Raw genomic sequence first — 19,557 nt, 5'->3', positions numbered from 1 at the left:
TTAATCACTCTTGTCGTTTTTGGAGTAAAAAAAATGAATAATAAGTGGATTGCATCTCTATCAGGATTGCTGTTTGGTGCAGGTTTATTGCTCTCCGGCATGGCAGAGCCAGTGAAGGTTATCGGTTTTCTCGACCTTAAGGGTCTGCTCGATGGTAGCTGGGATCCCTCGCTAATGTTGGTGATGGCTGGTGCGCTATCGGTTTATATACCTGTGTTTCATCTCTATGTTAAGCCAAGGGTTAAACCTAGAGCCTGCGCAAACTCTACGCATAGCTCTGGGCCTGTCTGTGATAGTCAGTATCACCTGCCTGAAGTAAAAAAGCCTGATGGTCAGTTGATATTTGGCGCTGGGATCTTCGGCTTAGGTTGGGGAATAGCAGGGATCTGTCCGGGACCTGCTCTGGTGAATCTTGGCAGCTTAGATATCAGCCTAGGGCTATTTATGATCTCCATGATAACTGGACTTTATATTGGTAAGCTGAGCCAAAACTACTTAGGGACTCAAGCCCAAGCATAGCTTGATCTTGAGTGATGCGCTGAGCGACATTTTTAGATAGTTTTTCCCCTCTTTAAAGTCACTGCTTCATAACGTGAATGATGTAATGTGTCCGCCCAAGTATTTGGCCTGCGGACACTTTATTTTCCCATATGAGAATAGATCGGACACTTTCTACTGATATGAGTAGAAGATCGGACACATTCTCTGTCTATCTGCGGACACTTTCTTAATTACCTATCCTTTATGCTTTTCTATCATATTGATTTTTATTGTTAAGTTGTTTTTGGCACATAGCTTGTATTAATCAAGTTAGATGAGCGATAAACACTTACCAAACGGACAGGACAGGAAGATGATTCAGGATACTAGCGGACAGGACACTGTGGTACAGGCAAGCAAAGCTAGCAGGCTTAAGTGGCCTTTAATTGCAACTGCCGCAGCACTTTTGGTTTCAGGTCTGGTTTGGTCAAGTGTTGGTGGCAGTAATGTCAGTGAGTCGATTAGTCGTAGTGACTTAAGATTTGCGACCTTAGAGCAGGGGACTTTAACGCGGGATATTGCCACCACAGGTAAAATTGTCGCGGCCAATGCGCCAATCCTCTACAGCACTGATCAAGGTACGGTGACGTTACTGGCAAAACCCGGTGATAAAGTTGAGTTAGGGGATGTGGTGGCAACTATCGAAAGCCATCAGTTAACGAACAGTCTTAAGCAGCAGGAAGCCTTGCTTGAGGGGATGCAGAGCTCATTGGAGCGTGCCCGTCTTGACGCTCGTCGAGAGCAGTTAAAAGCGCAGCAGACTCTCGATATGGCTAAGGTCGACCTTGAGGCCGCAGACAGAGAGAGTCGTCGTGGTGATGAGTTAATTGAGAATAAACTTATCTCAAAGATCGATTTCGAGAAGGGTAAAGATGATCTGCATAAGGCCAAGTTACTATCTGCCCATGCACAGCAAGAAGCTGAGTTGACTCGCGATACCTTAGCGTTTGAGATTAAAAATAAGGCTTCAGAGGTTAACCGTCAGAAGTTAGTGGTGAGTGAGCTTGAGCGTCAAGTTGCAGCACTGAATATTAAAGCACCGGTTGGCGGCATTATCGGTAACTGGTTAACAGAGCAGAAAGCGCGTATTGGTCAGAGTCAACCTATCTTAACTGTGGTGGATTTAAGTGCTTTTGAAGCTGAGTTAGCGGTACCAGAATCTTACGCTGATGAACTTGGTTTAGGCATGGATGTTGAGTTGAAATTTGGTGAACTGACCTTGATGGGGGAGCTCTCCTCTATCTCTCCTGAGGTAAGAAATCGTGAGGTTACTGCCCGTGTCCGTTTTGAGCAAGATGACCGTTTGCACCTTCGTCAAAATCAAAGATTATCAGCACGAGTATTACTCGAAAATAGACCTAACGTTTTGATGGTGAAGCGTGGGGCATTTGTATCAACCGGTGGTGGTCGAGAGGTGTACACCATGAATGGCGATATCGCTGAGCAGACAGAGATCCAACTGGGGGCCCGCAGCATGAGCCATATCGAGGTACTACAGGGTGGTAAGGCTGGCGATATATGGGTCATTTCAAGCGTTCAGCCCTTCAATCAAGCTCAGCAAGTTTTGGTTCGCTAAGGAGAGCAAGATGAATAGATTACAGCAAAAAGTAGAGATGCAACTTCCCCAAGAGAGAGCGCTTAGCCCACAAAAAGTGATCACAGTGAGTGCATTGTTAATCTTGTTGGTTGCGGTGCAGATTTCAACTCAGAGCGTCGAAGACTGGTTTGTGTTTGGTTTAAATGTGTTGGAGGTTACGGCACCGATGAATGTGTCCGTTCATGATGTCTCCAATGTGGGCAGCAGTGTTGCTGGTGGATTAGAGCATTTACGCGAGATGGTTTGGAGTGTGGTGAAGGCTTTGGTGGAGTTCATTTTTTGCTAAGCCTGTAGTACCGGCTATAGCCGGGAGAGAGTTTTCAAGTACTTCACAGCTAGAACTGCTTTTGCCAAGGGCTAAAACAAATTAAAGAATAAAAACAGGGAATATTAAAATGTTATCGATGAAAAGTATCAGTAAAGTATTTAAAACGGATTTAGTAGAGACCCATGCGCTACGAGATTTTAATTTAGAGGTGAATGAGGGAGAGTTTGTGGCGGTAACTGGGCCATCGGGATCAGGTAAAACGACCTTTCTCAATATTGCAGGTCTGCTTGAAGGTTTTACCCATGGTGATTACTTTCTTGATGGCGTGAATATCTCTAACTTGAGTGATAACAAGAGTGCAGCGATTCGAAACGAGAAGATAGGTTTTATCTTTCAGGGCTTTAACTTAATTCCTGATCTAAATCTTGCTGAGAATGTTGAGGTACCACTGCGCTATCGTGGCTTTAATGCCGCCGAGCGTAAACGTCGTGTGCAACATGCACTGGAGCAGGTTGGACTGGCTGCACGAATGAAGCATCTGCCGTCACAACTTTCCGGTGGTCAGCAGCAGCGTGTGGCTATTGCTCGTGCGCTGGCGGGAGAGCCAAGGTTTCTATTGGCCGATGAGCCAACGGGTAACTTAGACAGCATGATGGCACGTCAGGTGATGGAGTTGCTTGAGGAGATCAATAAGGCGGGAACCACGATTATTATGGTAACCCATGACCCTGAACTGGCTCGTCGTGCGCAGCGAAACATCCAGATTGTCGATGGCCAAGTATGTGATTTTACCATGTATCAAGGCGGTGCTGAGAAGCCTCATTTGGTGTCTGAAACAGATTCGGCTAGTGATGGACAGCAAGCTCAAACTGAACAAGTTGCAGGATAAGGAGAGAGGCTATGTTTTTCTATTATCTCGATTTAGCCTGGCGCAGCATTAAAAAAACGCCGCTATTGTCTCTGTTGATGGTACTGGCGATCTCTATCGGTATCGGCACTACTATCACTAGCCTAAATATCTATCAGATGGCCAACATCAATCCAGCTGGTGATCGTTCAAGCCAGCTGTATGAGGTGCGCTTGATGAGCCAAGGGCTCGACTCTTGGGAGGAGATCAATGAACAGATAACCTATCAAGATAGTTTTAATCTGCGAAAAAACAGTATTGCTACCCGCCAAAGCCCTATGTTTCGAACTGGGATGGCAGTACAAACTGACGATGACAATTTCGTGCCCATCCTAGAGGGTGCACGTGTAGCAGATAGTGATTTCTTTGGCCTGTTCTCTGTGGAGTTTCTTTACGGTAGCAGTTGGGGTAAGCAGGTCGATATCGATCCCGCCTATCAAGTGGTGATCCGAGAAGATCTTAACAAAGAGGTATTTGGCGGTGAAAACAGTGTTGGCCGCACTATCTATCTTAACCAGAAGCCCTACCAGATTGTAGGGGTGATCAAGTACTGGAACCCAAGTCCTAAATATTACGACGTTAACAACGGCGCTTTTAATGATGCTGAGCGTATGTTCGTTCCCTTTTCTCTAGCGCCTATTGAGGAGTTTGAGAGTTGGGGTAATAACCAAAGTTGGAAGCGCGAAGATATTGTGACCTATGCCGACAGACTTGCTTCAGAAACTCACTGGAACCAATACTGGGTCGAGCTTAATACCCCTGAGCAGGTAAAAGAGTATCAGCTCTGGCTTAGCAACTATATCGAGCAGCAAAAACTGATTGGCCGTTTTGAGATGCCTGAAGCTAAAGCTGACCTCTCTGATGTGGCCACTTGGCTTAAGGTCAACAACGTTGTGCCTGAAGATAATAAGGTATTGGTAGGTCTAAGCGTACTGTTCTTAATTGTCTGTTTAGTCAATATGTTAGGCCTACTGTTGGCCAAGTTCCTTAAACGTGCCCCAGAGGTCGGGGTTCGCCGCGCTATTGGTGCTAGCAGAGCACAAATCTTTGCCCAGCATATGGTAGAGGTGGGAGTGATTGGCTTTTTTGGTGGCGTGATTGGTTTACTTTGGGCTTGGGGCTCGTTATCGATTTTGTCAGCGCACTTCAAACTTGAAGAAGCATTAACTCAACTTGGAATGAGTATGTGGGTGCTAGCCCCTGGTGTGGCTATTGCGAGTGCATTGATTGCAGGGCTTTATCCCGCTTGGCGGATCTGCTCTACCAACCCCAGTGTTCACCTGAAGAGTCAGTAGACAAAAGAGTTTAAGGAAAAGAACTATGTTGCAGATTAAACCGATTATCAGCACGCTACGACATAACAAAAGCGGTCCGTTACTGTTACTGCTACAGATCATTTTATCAGTGGCTATCGTTGCCAACGCCAGCTTTATTATTAATGAGCGGGTACAGCTGATGAGTCGTGACTCAGGTTTAGTAGAAGATGAAGTTTTTGACTTCACTGTCTATAACTTCGAAGAGGGGGTCGACTATACGGCTCAAAACAGTCGAGATATGGATATTATTCGTGGCTTAGCTGGAGTTAAAGCTTCAACCACCAGCAGTATGACGCCACTGAGCGGTGGTGGCTGGTCATCAACTTTCACCTATGGTCAGAGTGAAGAGACCGCGAAAGATGCACCACAGGCTGCTATCTATTATGGCGATGAGCAGATGGTGGAAACCTTAGGGGTTGAGATGATCGCTGGCCGTAACTTCTATCAATCTGAGATTGAGTCTGGCCATCCGAATACCGCAAATCTTGCAATTGTTAGTCAAGCTTTTGCTACTGTAACTTGGGGGGATGAGCCTGCTGTGGGTCAGACCATCTATGCTGGCGGATATGGAGAGCAAGCACTCAAGGTGATCGGGGTGGTTAAAACCTTACAAGGGGCTTGGGTGAATAGCAGCCACTTAGATAATGCGATTATTCTGAATGTTGAGCTCGGACTTACCTCATTTAACCGTTTCCTTGTTCGTGCAGAACCGGGCTTGATGACAGAGCTTAAGCCACAGATTATTGCGGCTCTACACAAAGAGAATAAGAATCGAGTGATCGATGGTTTTACTATGATCACAGAGCACAGAAAGCGTGTCTATCGTGATCATGAACTGATGGCGACAGTGCTCTCTATGATGGTTATTCTATTATTGCTTATCACCTCTCTGGGTTTAGCGGGTATGGTGATGTTCAATATCGAGCGTCGCACTAAACAGATAGGCACGCGCCGCGCTTTAGGGGCGAAGAAGCGTGATATTGTTAGCTTCTTCCTAGTCGAGAACTACATTATCTGTCTAACAGGTGGGGTTATTGGTGCTTTGGTTGCAGTGCAGTTAGGAAGGCAGTTGATGAGTGTTTACAGCTTACCTCAGCTTGAGCTTATCTACCCCATCGCTACTGTTGTAGGTTTAGTGGTGTTGACGACGGTAGCTGTGATTCTGCCCGCTAGAAAAGCGGCTAAGATCTCTCCGGCGATAGCAACACGCAGCGTTTAGCGATAAGTGAGTGTTAACCATGAGTGAAAGAGGCATGTATTGATGGGCATTGTCCTTTAATTCTCTTTCACTTTCAGTTAGTTTGATGGTTCTAATACTCAGATATTCAACAATATAAGAACAATACTCAAGTATGGATACGATTCTCATCGTCGATGACAACCAAGCAGTGTGTAACGCATTGTCGCTTATGTTAGAGCTGAACGGCTTTAATACCCTTACTTGTCTCTCTCCAGAGGTTGCCCTCGAACTCATTCGATTACATGATATCGCCTTAGTGGTTCAGGATATGAACTTCACCCAAGACACCACCTCTGGTGAAGAGGGAAAGGCCTTGTTTTATGCGCTGAGAGAGCTGCAGCCCGAGCTACCTATCGTATTGCTAACGGCATGGACTCAACTTGAGATAGCTGTTGAGTTAGTAAAAGAGGGAGCAGCAGATTATATGGGCAAACCTTGGGATGACACCAAGTTAGTCACTAGTATCAATAATCTGATCTCATTACATGCGTTATCTAAAGCCAATACTCAACTGACTCGAGTTGAAAACGATCGTATGTCAGCAATTAAAGGCGCAGATCTGTGTGGCATTGTCTTTGGCAGTGGCGCCATGCAACGTAGCGTGGATTTGGCACTACAGATCGCTCGCTCCGATGTCTCTGTGCTGATCACTGGCCCCAATGGTGCGGGTAAAGATAAGCTTGCCGATATCATACACGCGAACTCATCGCTCAAAACCAAGCCTTTTATCAAGGTTAACGTTGGCGCTTTGCCGATTGATCTATTAGAGGCTGAGCTGTTTGGTGCAGAGGCTGGAGCATTTACAGGTGCTAACAAGACACGTATTGGTCGTTTCGAGGCAGCCGATGGTGGGACTTTATTTCTGGATGAGATAGGTAATTTGCCCTTGTCGGGTCAGATCAAACTATTGCGGGTGTTGCAAACTGGCGAGTTTGAGCGTCTTGGGAGTCACCAGACTAAGAAAGTGAATGTCAGGGTACTCAGTGCAACCAATGCTGACCTTGCTGAAGATATTAAACAGGGGTGTTTTCGTGAAGACCTCTTCTATCGACTTAACGTGATTGAGCTTGCCTTAGCACCGCTCAATCAACGTCAAGATGATATATTGCCTCTGGTCGAACACTTTATTGGCAGAGAGTTTTCACTGAATAAACAAGCGCAAGAATCATTAGTTGCACACCCTTGGCCTGGCAATGTACGTGAGCTGGAAAATGCCTGTAAGCGAGCTGTGATCTTAGCAAGTAGCCCTAAATTAACGCCATCGGATTTTGGCCTTGGTAGCATTAGCCACCTGTCTGAAGATGATTCCAGTGTTCGCTCTGCTCAAGTACAAGCCCTTGTACAGAGTCAAGTACAAGCTCAGTCTGATACTGCTAGCTCAATAAGTCCTGAGTCTACAGAGCAGCTTGATTCAAGAGGGGCAGAGACCGATAAAACTCAGCTTGAGAAAAGTGAGATAGAAGCTGCGCTTATCCAACATGGTGGGGTTATCGCCAGAGTGGCCAAATCATTAGGTTTGAGTCGCCAAGCGCTTTATCGCAGAATGGAAAAATTCGGCATAGATAAATAATCGAGGGTATATCTGTTAATGGCACTGTTTTCGTTTCTCTCGCTACGCACTAAATTGATTCTTGGCGCTGTATTCGCTTCTCAAGTCGGTACTGGTTTGTCATTGTTTGTCATGTTTAAGATGACGCAGCCACAAACCTTTATCGCCGCCTCAATGTTCTCTTTTGTCATGATATTTATGCTTGCGGCTCTGTGCGCTTGGGTTATTAGTTATTATGCCACTCGGACTCTCGCTACTAGCCTTAATGCACTTGAGGTGGGCCTGCTTAATTTTAAAGATAACGACTTTAGTGTCACTATTCCTGCTAGTGGAGAGCCTCAACTACAGAGTTTGATTGAACTATTTAATGAATCTGCCGAAACTCTAAGGCAGGAGCGACAATATATCTACCAGCGTGAGTTATTGCTGGATAAAGTGATCCAGAGCTCGCCGAATGTCATGTTACTGCTCGATGATGACCAACGTATTATCTATGCTAATGATGCCGCAAGACATCTATTAAACCAAGGTAATCATATCAATGGTTTCCTATTGCAGGAGGTGATGGACAAGGTCAGCGATGAGCTGTCATCGGCATTAAGCAAGCCAAAAGGTGGGTTGTTTACCTTGTCTGTTGAGGGTCAAGATGAGGATGAGACCTGGCACCTATCACGGGGGCAATTTTTGCTTAATGGTCAGTATCATCATCTGGTACTGCTAAGGCAGATGACCCATGAGTTAAATCGACAAGAGGTCGCTGTTTGGAAAAAGGTGATACGAATAATCAGTCATGAGCTGAATAACTCTGTAGCGCCTATCGCCTCTATGGTGAACTCTGGGCGTATGCTGACCAAAGATCTTAATGATCCTAAGCTTAAGATGATCTTCGATACGATTGAGGATAGAACCAGCCACCTTAGCCAGTTTATCTTCAATTATGCCCGCTTTGCTAAACTTCCCCTACCTAAAAAAGAGAGAGTCGATTGGCGTAAATTGGTGGATCAGCTAGGTCAGCATTATCAGTTTACTCTGCTTGGTGAGCTGCCTAGTGACAGTGGTGAGTTCGATCTTATTCAGATGGAGCAGGTATTACTGAATCTGTTGAAAAACGCCCATGAATCAGGCTCAAAGATAGCGGGAGTGAGCTTAAGCATTGAAGCATCATCCCCACTTAATGCCAATAATCGCGCTCTGGATAGTGAAGGGCGAGTGATGAGTGGAACAGTGATTGAGGTGAAAGATGAGGGCAGCGGAATGCCCGCCGAGGTACTTAAACAAGCTCTACTGCCTTTCTACTCCACTAAGCAGTCTGGTACAGGACTTGGCTTGCCTCTTTGCCGTGAAATTATTGAAGCCCACGATGGACGCATTAGCCTACATAATCGCGATGATATGGGGCTTTGTGTGAGGGTTTGGCTACCATCTGTTTAATCTGCTTTTCTCTTTTGTGTGAAACGTGCAGATATTTATATGATTCCAATCTAAAAGAGAGTTAGCGCTTATTATCCGGCAAGCTCTCTCCACCGCTTTTAATCAAAGATCAAATCTTTCTCCTGTTCGCAGAGGCTCTGTGGACGGCGAGTAACAAGACTCAATTGTTTAGACTTGTGGTTATTATTTGTTCTGTTATGTTATCTAATAATCTGTTTCTTTATGAAGCTTTTAATTGGAAAGGCTTTGTTTTTCGATATATTAATTCGGAAAAACATCAAGGTTGAGCGTAATTGATTTTACAGGGAGCGTTATGAGTCTATATCTAGGATTTACGTTTTTTTCACTGTTTATTGGTTTCCTCTTAGGGGCGTCTAATACCCCAGTTATTGGGTTATTTCTAACGAGTATTTTTGGTTTTATTGGTACTTTATTAGGTACTCAATATGTGCTGAATATCAATAACTCTAATAAGTATGGCGCTAAGTTTTTAGGCATCAGCATGCTTGTTGTCTCTATTTCACTTTTCATTGGCACTGTTTCAGGAGGCTTTTATCGTACCGAGTCTAATATTCAAGTTAATCAGATTCTACCTTGGGAAGGAGCGGCTAAACCAAAGAGTACTAAAGAGGCGTTGGATTGGATTTTGGTAAAAGAGAAGATGAACTTGCTCGGATATTCAGATGAAGATGTAGCAAAAATATATCAGATTAGAAGTGAAGAAATTGAGCTTTTAGCGGAGATAATCAAGCAAGAATCAACACAGGAAGAGGATCTTTACTCTTCGGAGCTGCCCACTGTTATTTATGATGAATCTGCTCCGTTTTATCTTGTTTTCCCTAAAGAAATTACCCCAAAAAAACGCGCTAATCGCGCACCATCATCAATAAATGGAGATTAAATGATGTTATATACAAAGTTAATACTACTTATTTCAATCTTATTTTTCAGTACCGCCACTTATGCTGCAGAACCTGAGCATGATGATAAGGCTCATGAGAAAGCAGAGAAAAATCTAGATGACAAACATTGGAATGATGCCCATGGCAGTGGTGTCCCTGAAAAGAAAGGGCGTAACCCAGGTGGTAAAAAAGAGAGTAAAAGTAAGAAAGAGAAGGAGTAATTCTTAATCGTGCCTCATTGTTAGTGAGGCACGATTATATTTCCGTTATCCGTTATCCGTTATCCGTTATCCGTTATCCGTTATCCGTTCTCATCGCATTCCAAAACATCGCAAAGCTGGCCTCTTTGTGTGTTGGCTCCTGCCATTTGCCTGGGTTATCTAGAAAGTAACGGGTGGCGGCTAGGAACTGGCCGTGGCAGTTGTCTTGCATCAGGCTTAGGGGATAGTCTGCTAGTAATCCTAGAGCATGGCCTTTTTGCATCAAGGCTCCCATAAAACTGAGTATTGAGTTCATCGCTTGCTCGCGGATCTCCAGCGGAATAGAGGGGGACATGGAGTATTGCTGAAAAAACTCCTGCTTGAGTGGATTTTCTATGGCCCACTGAATGGCAGCGTACCAGAGATGTTGTGCATCCTGTTTTAGATTGCCGCTATCGGTCACCGAGGTGAGAATCGCATCGGCAAACTCCTGCTTAATGGAGATGAATAGATGGTTCATCAACTCATCTTTTGAGGGAAAATGGTGAAACAGGGTACCCGTTGCTACCCCCGCCTTTTTGGCAATAGACGCCGTTGAGGTTGCATAAAAACCTTGGCTGACAAATAGTGTCAGCGCGGTATCTAAAATAGCTTGTTTCTTATCTGGTTTGCTCATCAACGACTTGTCTTACCTGATTAACTTTCTTGTTATTACAAAGCCAGCTCCTGAGATAAACTCAGGATGACAGAGATAGTGACTCAATTTGTCATGCACAACTTGTTTCAGCATGCTGCTAGAACCTAGAACCTAGAACCTAGAACCTAGAACCTAGAACCTAGAACCTAGAACCTAGAACCTAGAACCTGCTAGTAATCAAGCCTAGAACCTAGAAATAACTAGCGCATAAATAGCTTGTATAGCATGGCTTGAATACCCGTACCGTAAGGTGGGTGAACGAACTTACCTGTATTAAGCTTTCCTCGGCTAAGCACTGTTTTAGCATGACTTAAGGTCAAGAAGCCCTCTTTGCCATGATAGTGCCCCATACCTGATGGTCCAATACCGCCAAATGGCGCATCGTCAGCGGCAACGTGGAACACAGTTTCATTGATACAGACGCCACCTGAGTGGGTGTTATTAAGTACTTTATCTTGAGTCTGTTGGTTAAAGCTCATCAAGTAGAGCGCTAATGGACGAGGTCTATCATTGATGTAGGTTATCGCCTCATCCAGATTGTCATAGCCTAAGATGGGAAGCAGAGGCCCGAATATCTCATCTTGCATCAATATCATCTCATCACTGACGTCGGTAATAAGCTGAGTGGGGATTTTGCGTTTTTCTGTGTTGATGGGTTCATCATTGGCACTGATAACGGTGGCGCCCTTGGCTTTTGCATCCTCAAGTACAGAGGTTAAACGCTCGAACTGGCGCTCATTGATAATGGCGCCGTAGTCACTGTTGTCACTGACGTTGCCGTACATGGCTGTGAACTTTTTCTGGTAAGCTGCGACAAATTCAGCCTGTTTCTCCTTCGGCACTAAGATGTAGTCCGGTGCCACACATATTTGCCCTGAGTTTAAACATTTACCATAGATCATGCGCTCAACAGCGGTCTCTATCGGCATATCGGGGGCGACTATCACTGGGGATTTCCCCCCTAGCTCAAGAGTGACTGGGGTTAGATTCGCAGCAGCAGCTCGCATTACATGGCGTCCTACTGTGGTAGAGCCTGTAAAAAGCAGGTGGTCGAAAGGCAGCCCGGAGAACTCTGCAGCAACATCGGCTTCCCCTTCAACGACGGCAACGGTATTGGTATCAAAGATGCTGCTTAGCATCTCAGTGATCACCTTATTGGTTTCAGGAGTAAACTCAGACAGCTTTAACATGGCTCGATTACCGGCAGAGAGTGCGGTGATCAAGGGGCCAACAGACAGCATAACAGGAAAGTTCCATGGCACAATAATGCCGACAACACCCACAGGCTGGTATTGAACCTTTACTTTAGCAGGAGCGAGCAGAAGCCCTGCATGTCGATGACTTGGTTTCATCCACTTCTTTAGGTTTTTAAGGCTGTAGTTGATGTTGTTAAGGCAAGGCATGATGTCTGAGATCATGGTGTCATCGACAGAGCGGCTGCCGTAATCTCGGTTAAGTGCTTCGGCTAACGGCTGCTTAAACTTGAGCAGTGCAGCTTTTAGTGCATGAAGTTGTTTTACCCTAAGTTCATAGGCTGGAGCGGGCTGTGAGCGATAGCTTTGCTGTTGAGATTGAAGTAGTTCAGTTAAGTTAACTGCTTGAACTAGATCATTATCTGTCTGTTGAATAGGCATGTTCATCTGCTCGCTCCTGCTATAGGGTATGTGTGGGTGAGGCTGTTATTTGTTAATCAACTAAACCGACTGATTGGTCGGTCTGTTATCTGTATACTATGTCAGAGAACAAAAAACGTCCAGTATTAATGTGTGGGAGGCTTTTGAAAGGTGAGGAAATACTGCACGGCAGGTTTCTATTCTGCTTCGAAACTCGAAACTCGAAACTTACCGCTTACGCAATTGCACGGATAATCCCCATGTCGAACCAAGCTCGTATCGCTTGTAATACCTTAACGGGAGCCTGCTCCTCATCAAAGTAGTTGAGCATGAGTTCACACTGCTGGGCTAAGGTATTGCCCTTGATGAAGCCCTCTAAAAGCACCAGCTGATATTCGGTGAGAGAGATAAACTCTGTGAGTCGCTCTTCACCTCGCCAGAGCAACCAGGCACTGGCGATACTGTAGTCGGGCTGGGGCGGTGTCTGTTCATTTTTCAAGGCCTGCCAGCTTTCGACTGCATTACTTTGGCACTGAAATATTTGTACGCTAGAGTGGAACCTGAATTGACTCTCGGGCCAGTGCTCTGGGGCAAGTTGTTCAAGCTCGGTAAAGCTGGCTCTAGGCTGTTCTTCTGCATCGAAAGCGTTGAGTAAGCGGCGCTCGAAAGTGGCGATATGGGATAGGATAGGGTATTGGCTGAAAAAGCTATCGTCACTGAGAAATTGCGGCAGGGCATCACAGAAATGCCGCAGTGAGCGAAATGATGATGGGTGCGCATTGATATAGGCTTGAGCCATCTTGTCAAAAAGCTCATCGCCTAAGTATACCCCTAAGATCTCGTGATCTGTCTCTATGGTCTCAATTAATCTGAGTCGATAGGCACTGGCATAGATCCCAAGTCGGGTTTTGCCATCCTCTTCACTCTTAGCTGTGATAATAGAGGAGAAAGCTGAAAACTTATCATCTTGGTCGGCATCACTCTCCTTATCTGAGAGTATGTATGTCATAAAGAGTGCTTGGGTTTGCTTAAGACTGGTCATCAAACATTCCTGTTTTTAAGCTCTGTTTTTGAGCTTGTTCATTGATACTCGCTAATTGAGAAGCGAGTTCAGGCAATGTCTTTTCTGCAATATCTCTGGCTATTTGTAGCTCCTGCTCCAACGCTGGGAATTCAGGAATATTGCCATCTCGCTCTATCATAGTACTGATAGCACCGAAACGCTCAAGGGCAATACGGTAAAGTTCCCATACACTATTAGGCACGTCGTGATCATGGGTATCGACGACATAATCTCCATAGTCAGAGTGGCCTGCAAGGTGGAACTGTTGTACCCGTTTAGGGTCGATCTTGTTGAGATAAGTGACAGGGTCGAAATTATGATTTCTAGCACTGACATAAATGTTATTGATATCTAAAAGTATGAGGCAGTCGGCTTGCTCAGCGACCGCATTGAGAAACGCCCACTCGTCCATGGTTGAGTCTTGATAAGAGAGGTAGCTGGAGACGTTCTCTAACAAAATCCGTCTGCCTAAAAAATCCTGTACTTGACGTACACGCTCAGCCACATGCTTGATGGTCTCTTCGGTATAGGGAAGGGGCAGAAGATCATGGCTATTCACCCCATGAATTGAGGTCCAGCAGATATGATCTGAGATCCATTGAGGCTGAACATCATTAGCGAGCTTTTTAAGTGCGGTTAAATACTCCCTATCCAGAGGGTCTGTGCTGCCTATCGACATAGAGACACCATGCATCACTATCGGATATTGTTCGGCTATGGCTTCAAGATAATATCTTGGCTTGCCGCCAGCGACCATATAGTTTTCCGATAACACTTCAAACCAGTCTATATCGGGGCGATTTGTCAGAACATGGTCAAAGTGATTGGTTCTTAACCCCAATCCAAATCCGAGAAAATCTTGTGTCAGTGCCGTTTCTGTCACTCTGTGCTCACCTTGATTGAGGTAAATAAAGGCAGCGAAAAGGATCTGCTGCCTGTTTTGTTTACGATATGATATTAAGCGCCTACTTTGCCGCCAATATCGGCACATGATTTAGCTGGAGCCGAAACAAAGCCTGTGCCTTTACAGCTGGCGTGTCCACCACAAGCATTATTTGCTGTTTTACAGTCATTATGACCTTTACAGACGTTCACGCTGTAGCAATGAACTAAGTCTGTTTTAGCGATACTGCCGACCCAATCATCCTGAATCTTGCCACCAACATCTGCGCAGCTCTTTGATGGCATAGCGACAAAACCGGTGCCTTTACAGCTTGCATGGCCGCCACAGGCGTTGGTCGCTGTTTTACAATCGTTATGACCTTTACAGACATTAACGCCATAACAGTGGACGAGATCAGTACTACCTTTCGCCATTGCCGCTTGAGTTGTTTCAGACTTTTCTGTACTAGCACAACCAGTTAGTCCTGCCATTGTCAGTGCAAGAGCTGCCCCTGTCAGGGTGGCTTGAGCTTTAGTATTCATGATATTACCCTTTTTGATTAATTATTGAACTCAGGTATAAGATTAGTGACAATTTTCAGGTAACCACATAAAAAAACTGTTTTGATTGTGAACAGTTCATTTATCCGGTCTCAAAAGCCAGCATATCTACCTAAAATCAAGACCGAGCTTAGTTAGCTAAAATTTCAGGTATTCATATATTAAAAATGAGGTTTTTAGTGATAGGAACTGTTTTTGTGGCTGTTTTGTGGTTGTTTTAACTTTAATTGCTTTGATATTTAGTCTTAGATTTTTAAGGCGGGTTATAGACGGAACATGGCTTTGTTTAGCATATAAATTAAGAGGCTAAGTAAGCAGTATGTGTGATCAAGATCAACATTTTTAGGGCTGCATAAAACTAGAATTAATGTAAGGAGAGAAGTTTTTCAGATGAAAAGTTTAATACAGGTAAAGGATGGCTAAGAAAAAACTATAATTATGAGGTCATAGGAGGTAGTTATGAGAACCAGACAAATACTCTGTCCAACGGACTTTTCCGAAACAGCATCTCATGCATTAAGATACGCTATTGAAATGGCCAATTTTTATCAAGTAGGGTTGAGATTAATCCATGTAGTGGATCAGCCTGTTGGTGCTGAAAACTATCAGATACTCGCCATTACTCCCGAGGAACTGGCTAAGAGCATGGAGGACGCGGCTGCAGATAAGATGCGGCATCTGCTCTCTGATTTAAAAAGTGAGCTACCGATGGAAACCGTTATTAGGCGGGGCTCTCCCATTGAGGAGATCTTAGCCGATGCGGTTGAGTTTGATGTTGGAATGATAGTCATGGCTAGCCATGGTCGTAGCGGTTTATCACACTTTCTACACACCAATGTCGCTGAAGGGATCGCAAATCGTGCTAAATGTCCGGTCTTAGTGGTGAAATAAAGCTGTGAAGTAAAGAGTTTGGATGATTGAATTTAACGGAATTTAAGTTAAACAGTGACTTAGGAGGAGCTAATTATGCGTACTCGTCAGATTTTATGCCCAACGGATTTTTCTGAAACTGCATCCCATGCATTGAAATATGCTATCGAGATGGCGAACCTTTATCATGTCGATATTCGATTGCTGCATATCAATAGCGAAGCATTAGGGCATCATAACTACGGCATCGCGGTAGAAACGCCAGCTGAGCTTGAGGATGAGATGGAAAACTTCTCTAAAGAGAAGCTCACTAAATTAGCCGGTGAAGTTGAGGCTTATCTAGATGAAGCGCTCAGCGTTATTCCTGTGGTCAGGAGTGGGGATGTGATGGCGCAAATTATAGAGGAGAGTATTGAACAGGAGGTGGGGATGATAGTGATCGCCAGTCATGGCCACACAGGTTTGTCTCACTTGCTTAATCCTAATGTATCGGAAGCTGTGGCTAATAAAGCTAAGTGTCCGGTGCTTGTGGTTAAATGATCCGTTTAATGAGGCGCTAGTTGATGCTAATCACTGCGCCTCATCAGTGGCATTTACAGCTATTAACCCCTGTTATGCCTTGTCTCGGCAAACGGATATCACCGCGGTAATAGCTGGCTCACTCAACCGACTTGCACTGTAAGCTAATCCTATCTGTTTAATCAATTTCTCCCCCTCAATTGGCCTTAATACTAAGGCCTTGTTGTGTTTTATCTCTTGCCAATCGGGAAGGAGAGCTGCGCCTACGCCAGCGCAGACCATAGGCCAAGTATATTCTATGGTGCGAATATTGGCTCTGGACTGAAATTGGGCACCGCACTTGGTCATGGCATGTTTAAGCCTGTCCTGCACATCACATGGGGTTCGATTAATGAAGGGCAGTCCATCGAGATCTTCTATCTTGATAATAGGCTTAGAAGCTAAAGACCAGTTACAGGGGATTGCGAGTTGGTACTTATCTTCCCAAATAGGGATAAAGTCTTCGCTACTGGATGCTGATTGAGATAAAACGACTCTAGCATCACTGGGCTCATCAGGCTCCACAAGAGTGAGTTCAAGGTTGTCGATCCTTTGGGTCAGCTCTGTCAGTAAATCACTCATACGTTGGGCACCAAGAGAGCGCATTAGGCCCAAACGGAGCGGCACTGGGGCCGGGCTATCTTTAAAAAGATGAAGAATAGCTTGCTCATTTTCACTCATCTCTCTCGCCAATGGATAGAGTTTATCGGCGGCTGAAGTTGGGCGTACGCCACCAGTATGGCGCACAAATAGCTCTACATTAAGTTGCTGTTCTAGCTGTGAAATTGCCGCAGTGATTGAGGGCTGAGAGACGAAACATTGGCGTGAAGCTGCCGTGATACTGCCCTGTTCATAGACAGATTGAAAGTAGTGTATCGATCTTAGCTTCACTGAGGATCCTTAATAAGCTACGAGCTATGAAATGGGTCATAAACGTTAGCTTACTCAGGATTAGTTATGTTAACAAGGTTGAGCTATAGGTAATAGTTATAGCAATAGGCTACATATTATCAGTGCGCTCTGTTTTGCATTCATAAGAGCCCATCTCAAATTCACGGCATATCCAGGGGCGCTGTTCATAGATGGTGCACATCTTAGTTTCCCGATCCAGTGCGGAGCACCAACCATCGTCCAGACGACGCATCACTTCGCCTCCCCACTCAGCTTCTTCGATATGCTCATCGGGAACACCTGTGTCAGAGATGATTAGAACTTGGAGGCGACAACAGCATGCTTGGCAAGTGGCACAGGTAATTTCAGGTTCGTTGAGGTTGGTTACATCTATGGTCATAGGGCGCTTTGATAGTACTTGAAGTCGACAGAATACCGCAGAAATAGGGCTCTTGTCTGTGCTTATCTTGCTGATGACCCTGTCATCTCTATTTATCAAGCAGATAGGGCTATATCTGCGAAGGGGGATCGATTGATTACTATTTTTAAAGCTTAAAAATGCTAAGCGCAGATATCCTTGAAGAGTTGATCGGCTAACTCCTGCAGTGTCTCTCCTTGAGGGTGAGTGTGGGCAAAGGTTCTGAGTCCATAGATCCCCATGGCGAGAAAACGTGCTAGATGTTGGCTGTCACGTTCTGCGCTGAGTTCACCTTTCTCTTTGGCGAGTGTGAATACATCGGCGAGTCCCTGTTGCCAATTGGCTAGATTCTCGGTGATTATTTTTTGTATCTCTTCATCTTGCTGAGCCATCTCGTTAAGGGCTTTTGTTAGCAGACAGGCTTTGGCGGCTTCGCAGCTAATACACTCCTGAACCGTATTATCCAGATAGTCTTTCAGCTCAGCTAACACACTTTTTTTGCCAGTAAAGAAACCCTGAAACTCAGTTGTTCTGTCGATCTTATACTGCTCTAACGCGGCTAATAGAAGGCCACGTTTATTATCAAATGCACAGTAGATAGAACCTGGATGTAATCCAGTTGCTTTGGTCAGATCTTGCATACTTGTCTTACCGTAACCTTTGTCCATAAAAGCGGTCATGGCGGATCTCAGTACTTTCTCTCTATCAAACTCAGCATTACGCATGGGCAGCGACTCATTAGCTCTCGTTCACTGGATTGTACTTAATTTTGAATGTTTGTTCAAAATAATACTTGAATGATCGTTCAAATAAGAATATCTTGAATGAACATTCAAGAAACAGAGGTCGCTATGACTGATAACCTTTTTCAAACTTTTGCGCTCAACGAGACCATTACCCTGCAAAATCGCATTTTGATGGCACCACTGACCCGCTGCATGGCTGATGAGGAGCTAGTACCGACTCAGGCGATGGCGGATTATTACGCTCGACGTGCAGAAGCTGGACTTATTATCTCTGAAGCCGTGATTATTCGCCCTGACGGTCAAGGTTATCCCAATACTCCTGGTCTGTTTTCCTCTGCGCAGATAGATGGCTGGCGAGTGGTGACTGATGCGGTACATCAAGGTGGGGGTAAAATATTTGCCCAGCTATGGCATACAGGCCGAGTTGCTCATCCACACTTTTTTAAGAAAACAGGATCAACAGATGTCTTAGCTCCCTCTGCAGTAGGTGTTGAGGGAAGTGTGCCAAGAATGCGTGAGTTGAGCTATCAAGTGCCTAAAGCCGTGACCCATGAAGATATTGCTCAGCTTGTTGCTGATTATTCACAAGCAGCGTCAAATGCAATAGATGCAGGTTTTGATGGTGTCGAGATCCATGGCGCTAACGGGTATTTACTTGATCAGTTCCTGCATCATGACAGTAACCATCGCCAAGATGAATATGGCCAAACGCCTGAAAATATGGCTCGCTTTGCACTGGAGGTTGTGGATGCAGTTGCCCAGCGTATCGGTAATGAAAGAACTGCGCTGCGAGTCTCGCCAGGTGCTTATTTCAATATGGCCAGTGATGAGCGTGATCGCGCAGTTTTCGATTATCTTCTTCCTCAACTTGAGCTGAGAAACTTAGCCTTCCTGCATATCGGTATTTTTGATGATGCCATGAAGTTTGATTATTTGGGAGGCAGCGCATCTGCTTATGTTCGTAGTGTGTATAACAAGACACTGGTGGGTGTCGGAAGCTATAGCGCCGAGTCCGGTAGCAGTGCCATAGCTCAAGATAAGTTTGATCTTCTTGCTATTGGCAGACCCTTTATCGCAAATCCAGATTACGTATCTAGAGTCCGTGAGGGTAAGGAGCTCGTTGAATACTCAGATGAGATGTTAGCGAACCTAGTTTAGAGGCGTTCAGTTTTACCAAAATCATCAACCTTGTCTCATCTATCCCCATAGATATGTTAGACAGAGAGGTTAGTCTCCAGGCTAGCCTCTTTTTTTGTTTTCGATAAAGCTTAAGCAACCTCTGAGTTAGCCGATAAGTGGGTATATGCC

Annotated in this window: 21 protein-coding genes; 13 read left to right on the top strand and 8 right to left on the bottom strand. The window is 45.0% G+C overall.

Features of this window, described 5'->3' with window-relative positions:
* Positions 1-33: 33 nt before the first annotated feature.
* From SWOO_RS20900 to SWOO_RS20855, 10 genes are all read left to right on the top strand, one after another.
* Positions 34-519 (top strand): DUF6691 family protein, encoded by a 486-nt coding sequence (locus tag SWOO_RS20900; RefSeq protein ID WP_012326660.1) that lies wholly within the window; start codon positions 34-36, stop codon positions 517-519.
* A gap of 334 nt (positions 520-853) precedes the next feature.
* Positions 854-2,116 (top strand): efflux RND transporter periplasmic adaptor subunit, encoded by a 1,263-nt coding sequence (locus SWOO_RS20895; protein WP_012326659.1) that lies wholly within the window; start codon positions 854-856, stop codon positions 2,114-2,116.
* A gap of 10 nt (positions 2,117-2,126) precedes the next feature.
* Positions 2,127-2,423: a hypothetical protein gene (locus tag SWOO_RS20890; protein ID WP_012326658.1), complete on the top strand. Its 297-nt coding sequence runs from the start codon at positions 2,127-2,129 to the stop codon at positions 2,421-2,423.
* A 109-nt stretch (positions 2,424-2,532) separates the two neighbouring features.
* Positions 2,533-3,294, top strand: a complete 762-nt coding sequence (locus SWOO_RS20885) for an ABC transporter ATP-binding protein (RefSeq protein ID WP_012326657.1) — start codon at positions 2,533-2,535, stop codon at positions 3,292-3,294.
* Between the two features lie 11 nt (positions 3,295-3,305).
* Positions 3,306-4,607, top strand: coding sequence for an ABC transporter permease (locus SWOO_RS20880; RefSeq protein WP_012326656.1), 1,302 nt, complete (start codon positions 3,306-3,308; stop codon positions 4,605-4,607).
* Positions 4,608-4,632: 25 nt separating this feature from the next.
* The gene (locus SWOO_RS20875; RefSeq protein WP_012326655.1) at positions 4,633-5,847 is read left to right on the top strand and encodes an ABC transporter permease; all 1,215 of its coding nucleotides are present in this window, start codon (positions 4,633-4,635) and stop codon (positions 5,845-5,847) included.
* A 133-nt stretch (positions 5,848-5,980) separates the two neighbouring features.
* On the top strand, positions 5,981-7,438 hold the full coding sequence (locus tag SWOO_RS20870) for a sigma-54-dependent transcriptional regulator (RefSeq protein ID WP_012326654.1): 1,458 nt from the start codon (positions 5,981-5,983) through the stop codon (positions 7,436-7,438).
* Positions 7,439-7,456: 18 nt separating this feature from the next.
* Positions 7,457-8,848: a sensor histidine kinase gene (locus SWOO_RS20865; protein WP_012326653.1), complete on the top strand. Its 1,392-nt coding sequence runs from the start codon at positions 7,457-7,459 to the stop codon at positions 8,846-8,848.
* A gap of 313 nt (positions 8,849-9,161) precedes the next feature.
* Positions 9,162-9,749: a hypothetical protein gene (locus SWOO_RS20860; protein WP_012326652.1), complete on the top strand. Its 588-nt coding sequence runs from the start codon at positions 9,162-9,164 to the stop codon at positions 9,747-9,749.
* The gene (locus SWOO_RS20855; protein ID WP_012326651.1) at positions 9,750-9,971 is read left to right on the top strand and encodes a hypothetical protein; all 222 of its coding nucleotides are present in this window, start codon (positions 9,750-9,752) and stop codon (positions 9,969-9,971) included.
* 73 nt (positions 9,972-10,044) lie between these two features.
* On the opposite strand, the gene SWOO_RS20850 is transcribed toward SWOO_RS20855, so the two are convergent.
* From SWOO_RS20850 to bufA2, 5 genes are all read right to left on the bottom strand, one after another.
* A complete protein-coding gene (locus SWOO_RS20850; protein WP_012326650.1) occupies positions 10,045-10,626 on the bottom strand; it encodes a TetR/AcrR family transcriptional regulator in 582 nt (193 codons plus the stop codon).
* 221 nt (positions 10,627-10,847) lie between these two features.
* On the bottom strand, positions 10,848-12,287 hold the full coding sequence (locus tag SWOO_RS20845; protein ID WP_012326649.1) for a coniferyl aldehyde dehydrogenase: 1,440 nt from the start codon (positions 12,285-12,287) through the stop codon (positions 10,848-10,850).
* A gap of 208 nt (positions 12,288-12,495) precedes the next feature.
* Positions 12,496-13,302, bottom strand: a complete 807-nt coding sequence (locus tag SWOO_RS20840; protein WP_012326648.1) for an HvfC/BufC N-terminal domain-containing protein — start codon at positions 13,300-13,302, stop codon at positions 12,496-12,498.
* A complete protein-coding gene (bufB, locus tag SWOO_RS20835) occupies positions 13,289-14,206 on the bottom strand; it encodes an MNIO family bufferin maturase (protein ID WP_012326647.1) in 918 nt (305 codons plus the stop codon). Before bufB ends, SWOO_RS20840 begins: the two co-directional genes overlap by 14 nt.
* 74 nt (positions 14,207-14,280) lie before the next feature.
* Positions 14,281-14,748 (bottom strand): BufA2 family periplasmic bufferin-type metallophore, encoded by a 468-nt coding sequence (gene bufA2 / locus SWOO_RS20830; protein ID WP_012326646.1) that lies wholly within the window; start codon positions 14,746-14,748, stop codon positions 14,281-14,283.
* Between the two features lie 477 nt (positions 14,749-15,225).
* On the opposite strand from bufA2, the gene SWOO_RS20825 reads away from it, so the two are divergent.
* A complete protein-coding gene (locus SWOO_RS20825) occupies positions 15,226-15,657 on the top strand; it encodes a universal stress protein (protein ID WP_012326645.1) in 432 nt (143 codons plus the stop codon).
* Between the two features lie 75 nt (positions 15,658-15,732).
* Entirely contained in the window at positions 15,733-16,176 is a 444-nt protein-coding gene (locus SWOO_RS20820) for a universal stress protein (protein WP_012326644.1), read from the top strand.
* A 72-nt stretch (positions 16,177-16,248) separates the two neighbouring features.
* Here the strand turns inward: SWOO_RS20820 and SWOO_RS20815 are convergent, their stop codons facing one another.
* From SWOO_RS20815 to SWOO_RS20805, 3 genes are all read right to left on the bottom strand, one after another.
* Positions 16,249-17,085, bottom strand: a complete 837-nt coding sequence (locus SWOO_RS20815; RefSeq protein WP_012326643.1) for a LysR family transcriptional regulator — start codon at positions 17,083-17,085, stop codon at positions 16,249-16,251.
* A 109-nt stretch (positions 17,086-17,194) separates the two neighbouring features.
* Positions 17,195-17,485 carry a YkgJ family cysteine cluster protein gene (locus SWOO_RS20810; protein WP_012326642.1) on the bottom strand — a complete coding sequence of 97 codons (291 nt, stop codon included), beginning with the start codon at positions 17,483-17,485 and terminating at the stop codon, positions 17,195-17,197.
* A 161-nt stretch (positions 17,486-17,646) separates the two neighbouring features.
* Complete coding sequence (locus SWOO_RS20805) at positions 17,647-18,228, bottom strand: TetR/AcrR family transcriptional regulator (protein ID WP_012326641.1); 582 nt, start codon at positions 18,226-18,228, stop codon at positions 17,647-17,649.
* A 126-nt stretch (positions 18,229-18,354) separates the two neighbouring features.
* Between SWOO_RS20805 and SWOO_RS20800 the strand changes: the two genes are divergently transcribed.
* Entirely contained in the window at positions 18,355-19,407 is a 1,053-nt protein-coding gene (locus SWOO_RS20800) for an alkene reductase (protein WP_012326640.1), read from the top strand.
* Positions 19,408-19,557: the final 150 nt, after the last annotated feature.

This window comes from Shewanella woodyi ATCC 51908, assembly GCF_000019525.1.
GTDB classification, from domain to species: domain Bacteria; phylum Pseudomonadota; class Gammaproteobacteria; order Enterobacterales; family Shewanellaceae; genus Shewanella; species Shewanella woodyi.
Note: the sequence above shows the minus strand (reverse complement) of the source record. Positions and strands in the feature narration are given on the sequence as shown.

What these genes read in the sequence shown, in the direction of transcription:
- SWOO_RS20900 (WP_012326660.1), top strand. Translation starts at nt 34, where the DNA reads ATGAATAATAAGTGGATTGCATCTCTATCAGGATTGCTGTTTGGTGCA.
- SWOO_RS20895 (WP_012326659.1), top strand. Translation starts at nt 854, where the DNA reads ATGATTCAGGATACTAGCGGACAGGACACTGTGGTACAGGCAAGCAAA.
- SWOO_RS20890 (WP_012326658.1), top strand. Translation starts at nt 2,127, where the DNA reads ATGAATAGATTACAGCAAAAAGTAGAGATGCAACTTCCCCAAGAGAGA.
- SWOO_RS20885 (WP_012326657.1), top strand. Translation starts at nt 2,533, where the DNA reads ATGTTATCGATGAAAAGTATCAGTAAAGTATTTAAAACGGATTTAGTA.
- SWOO_RS20880 (WP_012326656.1), top strand. Translation starts at nt 3,306, where the DNA reads ATGTTTTTCTATTATCTCGATTTAGCCTGGCGCAGCATTAAAAAAACG.
- SWOO_RS20875 (WP_012326655.1), top strand. Translation starts at nt 4,633, where the DNA reads ATGTTGCAGATTAAACCGATTATCAGCACGCTACGACATAACAAAAGC.
- SWOO_RS20870 (WP_012326654.1), top strand. Translation starts at nt 5,981, where the DNA reads ATGGATACGATTCTCATCGTCGATGACAACCAAGCAGTGTGTAACGCA.
- SWOO_RS20865 (WP_012326653.1), top strand. Translation starts at nt 7,457, where the DNA reads ATGGCACTGTTTTCGTTTCTCTCGCTACGCACTAAATTGATTCTTGGC.
- SWOO_RS20860 (WP_012326652.1), top strand. Translation starts at nt 9,162, where the DNA reads ATGAGTCTATATCTAGGATTTACGTTTTTTTCACTGTTTATTGGTTTC.
- SWOO_RS20855 (WP_012326651.1), top strand. Translation starts at nt 9,750, where the DNA reads ATGATGTTATATACAAAGTTAATACTACTTATTTCAATCTTATTTTTC.
- SWOO_RS20850 (WP_012326650.1), bottom strand. Translation starts at nt 10,626, where the DNA reads ATGAGCAAACCAGATAAGAAACAAGCTATTTTAGATACCGCGCTGACA.
- SWOO_RS20845 (WP_012326649.1), bottom strand. Translation starts at nt 12,287, where the DNA reads ATGAACATGCCTATTCAACAGACAGATAATGATCTAGTTCAAGCAGTT.
- SWOO_RS20840 (WP_012326648.1), bottom strand. Translation starts at nt 13,302, where the DNA reads ATGACCAGTCTTAAGCAAACCCAAGCACTCTTTATGACATACATACTC.
- bufA2 (WP_012326646.1), bottom strand. Translation starts at nt 14,748, where the DNA reads ATGAATACTAAAGCTCAAGCCACCCTGACAGGGGCAGCTCTTGCACTG.
- SWOO_RS20825 (WP_012326645.1), top strand. Translation starts at nt 15,226, where the DNA reads ATGAGAACCAGACAAATACTCTGTCCAACGGACTTTTCCGAAACAGCA.
- SWOO_RS20820 (WP_012326644.1), top strand. Translation starts at nt 15,733, where the DNA reads ATGCGTACTCGTCAGATTTTATGCCCAACGGATTTTTCTGAAACTGCA.
- SWOO_RS20810 (WP_012326642.1), bottom strand. Translation starts at nt 17,485, where the DNA reads ATGACCATAGATGTAACCAACCTCAACGAACCTGAAATTACCTGTGCC.
- SWOO_RS20805 (WP_012326641.1), bottom strand. Translation starts at nt 18,228, where the DNA reads ATGCGTAATGCTGAGTTTGATAGAGAGAAAGTACTGAGATCCGCCATG.
- SWOO_RS20800 (WP_012326640.1), top strand. Translation starts at nt 18,355, where the DNA reads ATGACTGATAACCTTTTTCAAACTTTTGCGCTCAACGAGACCATTACC.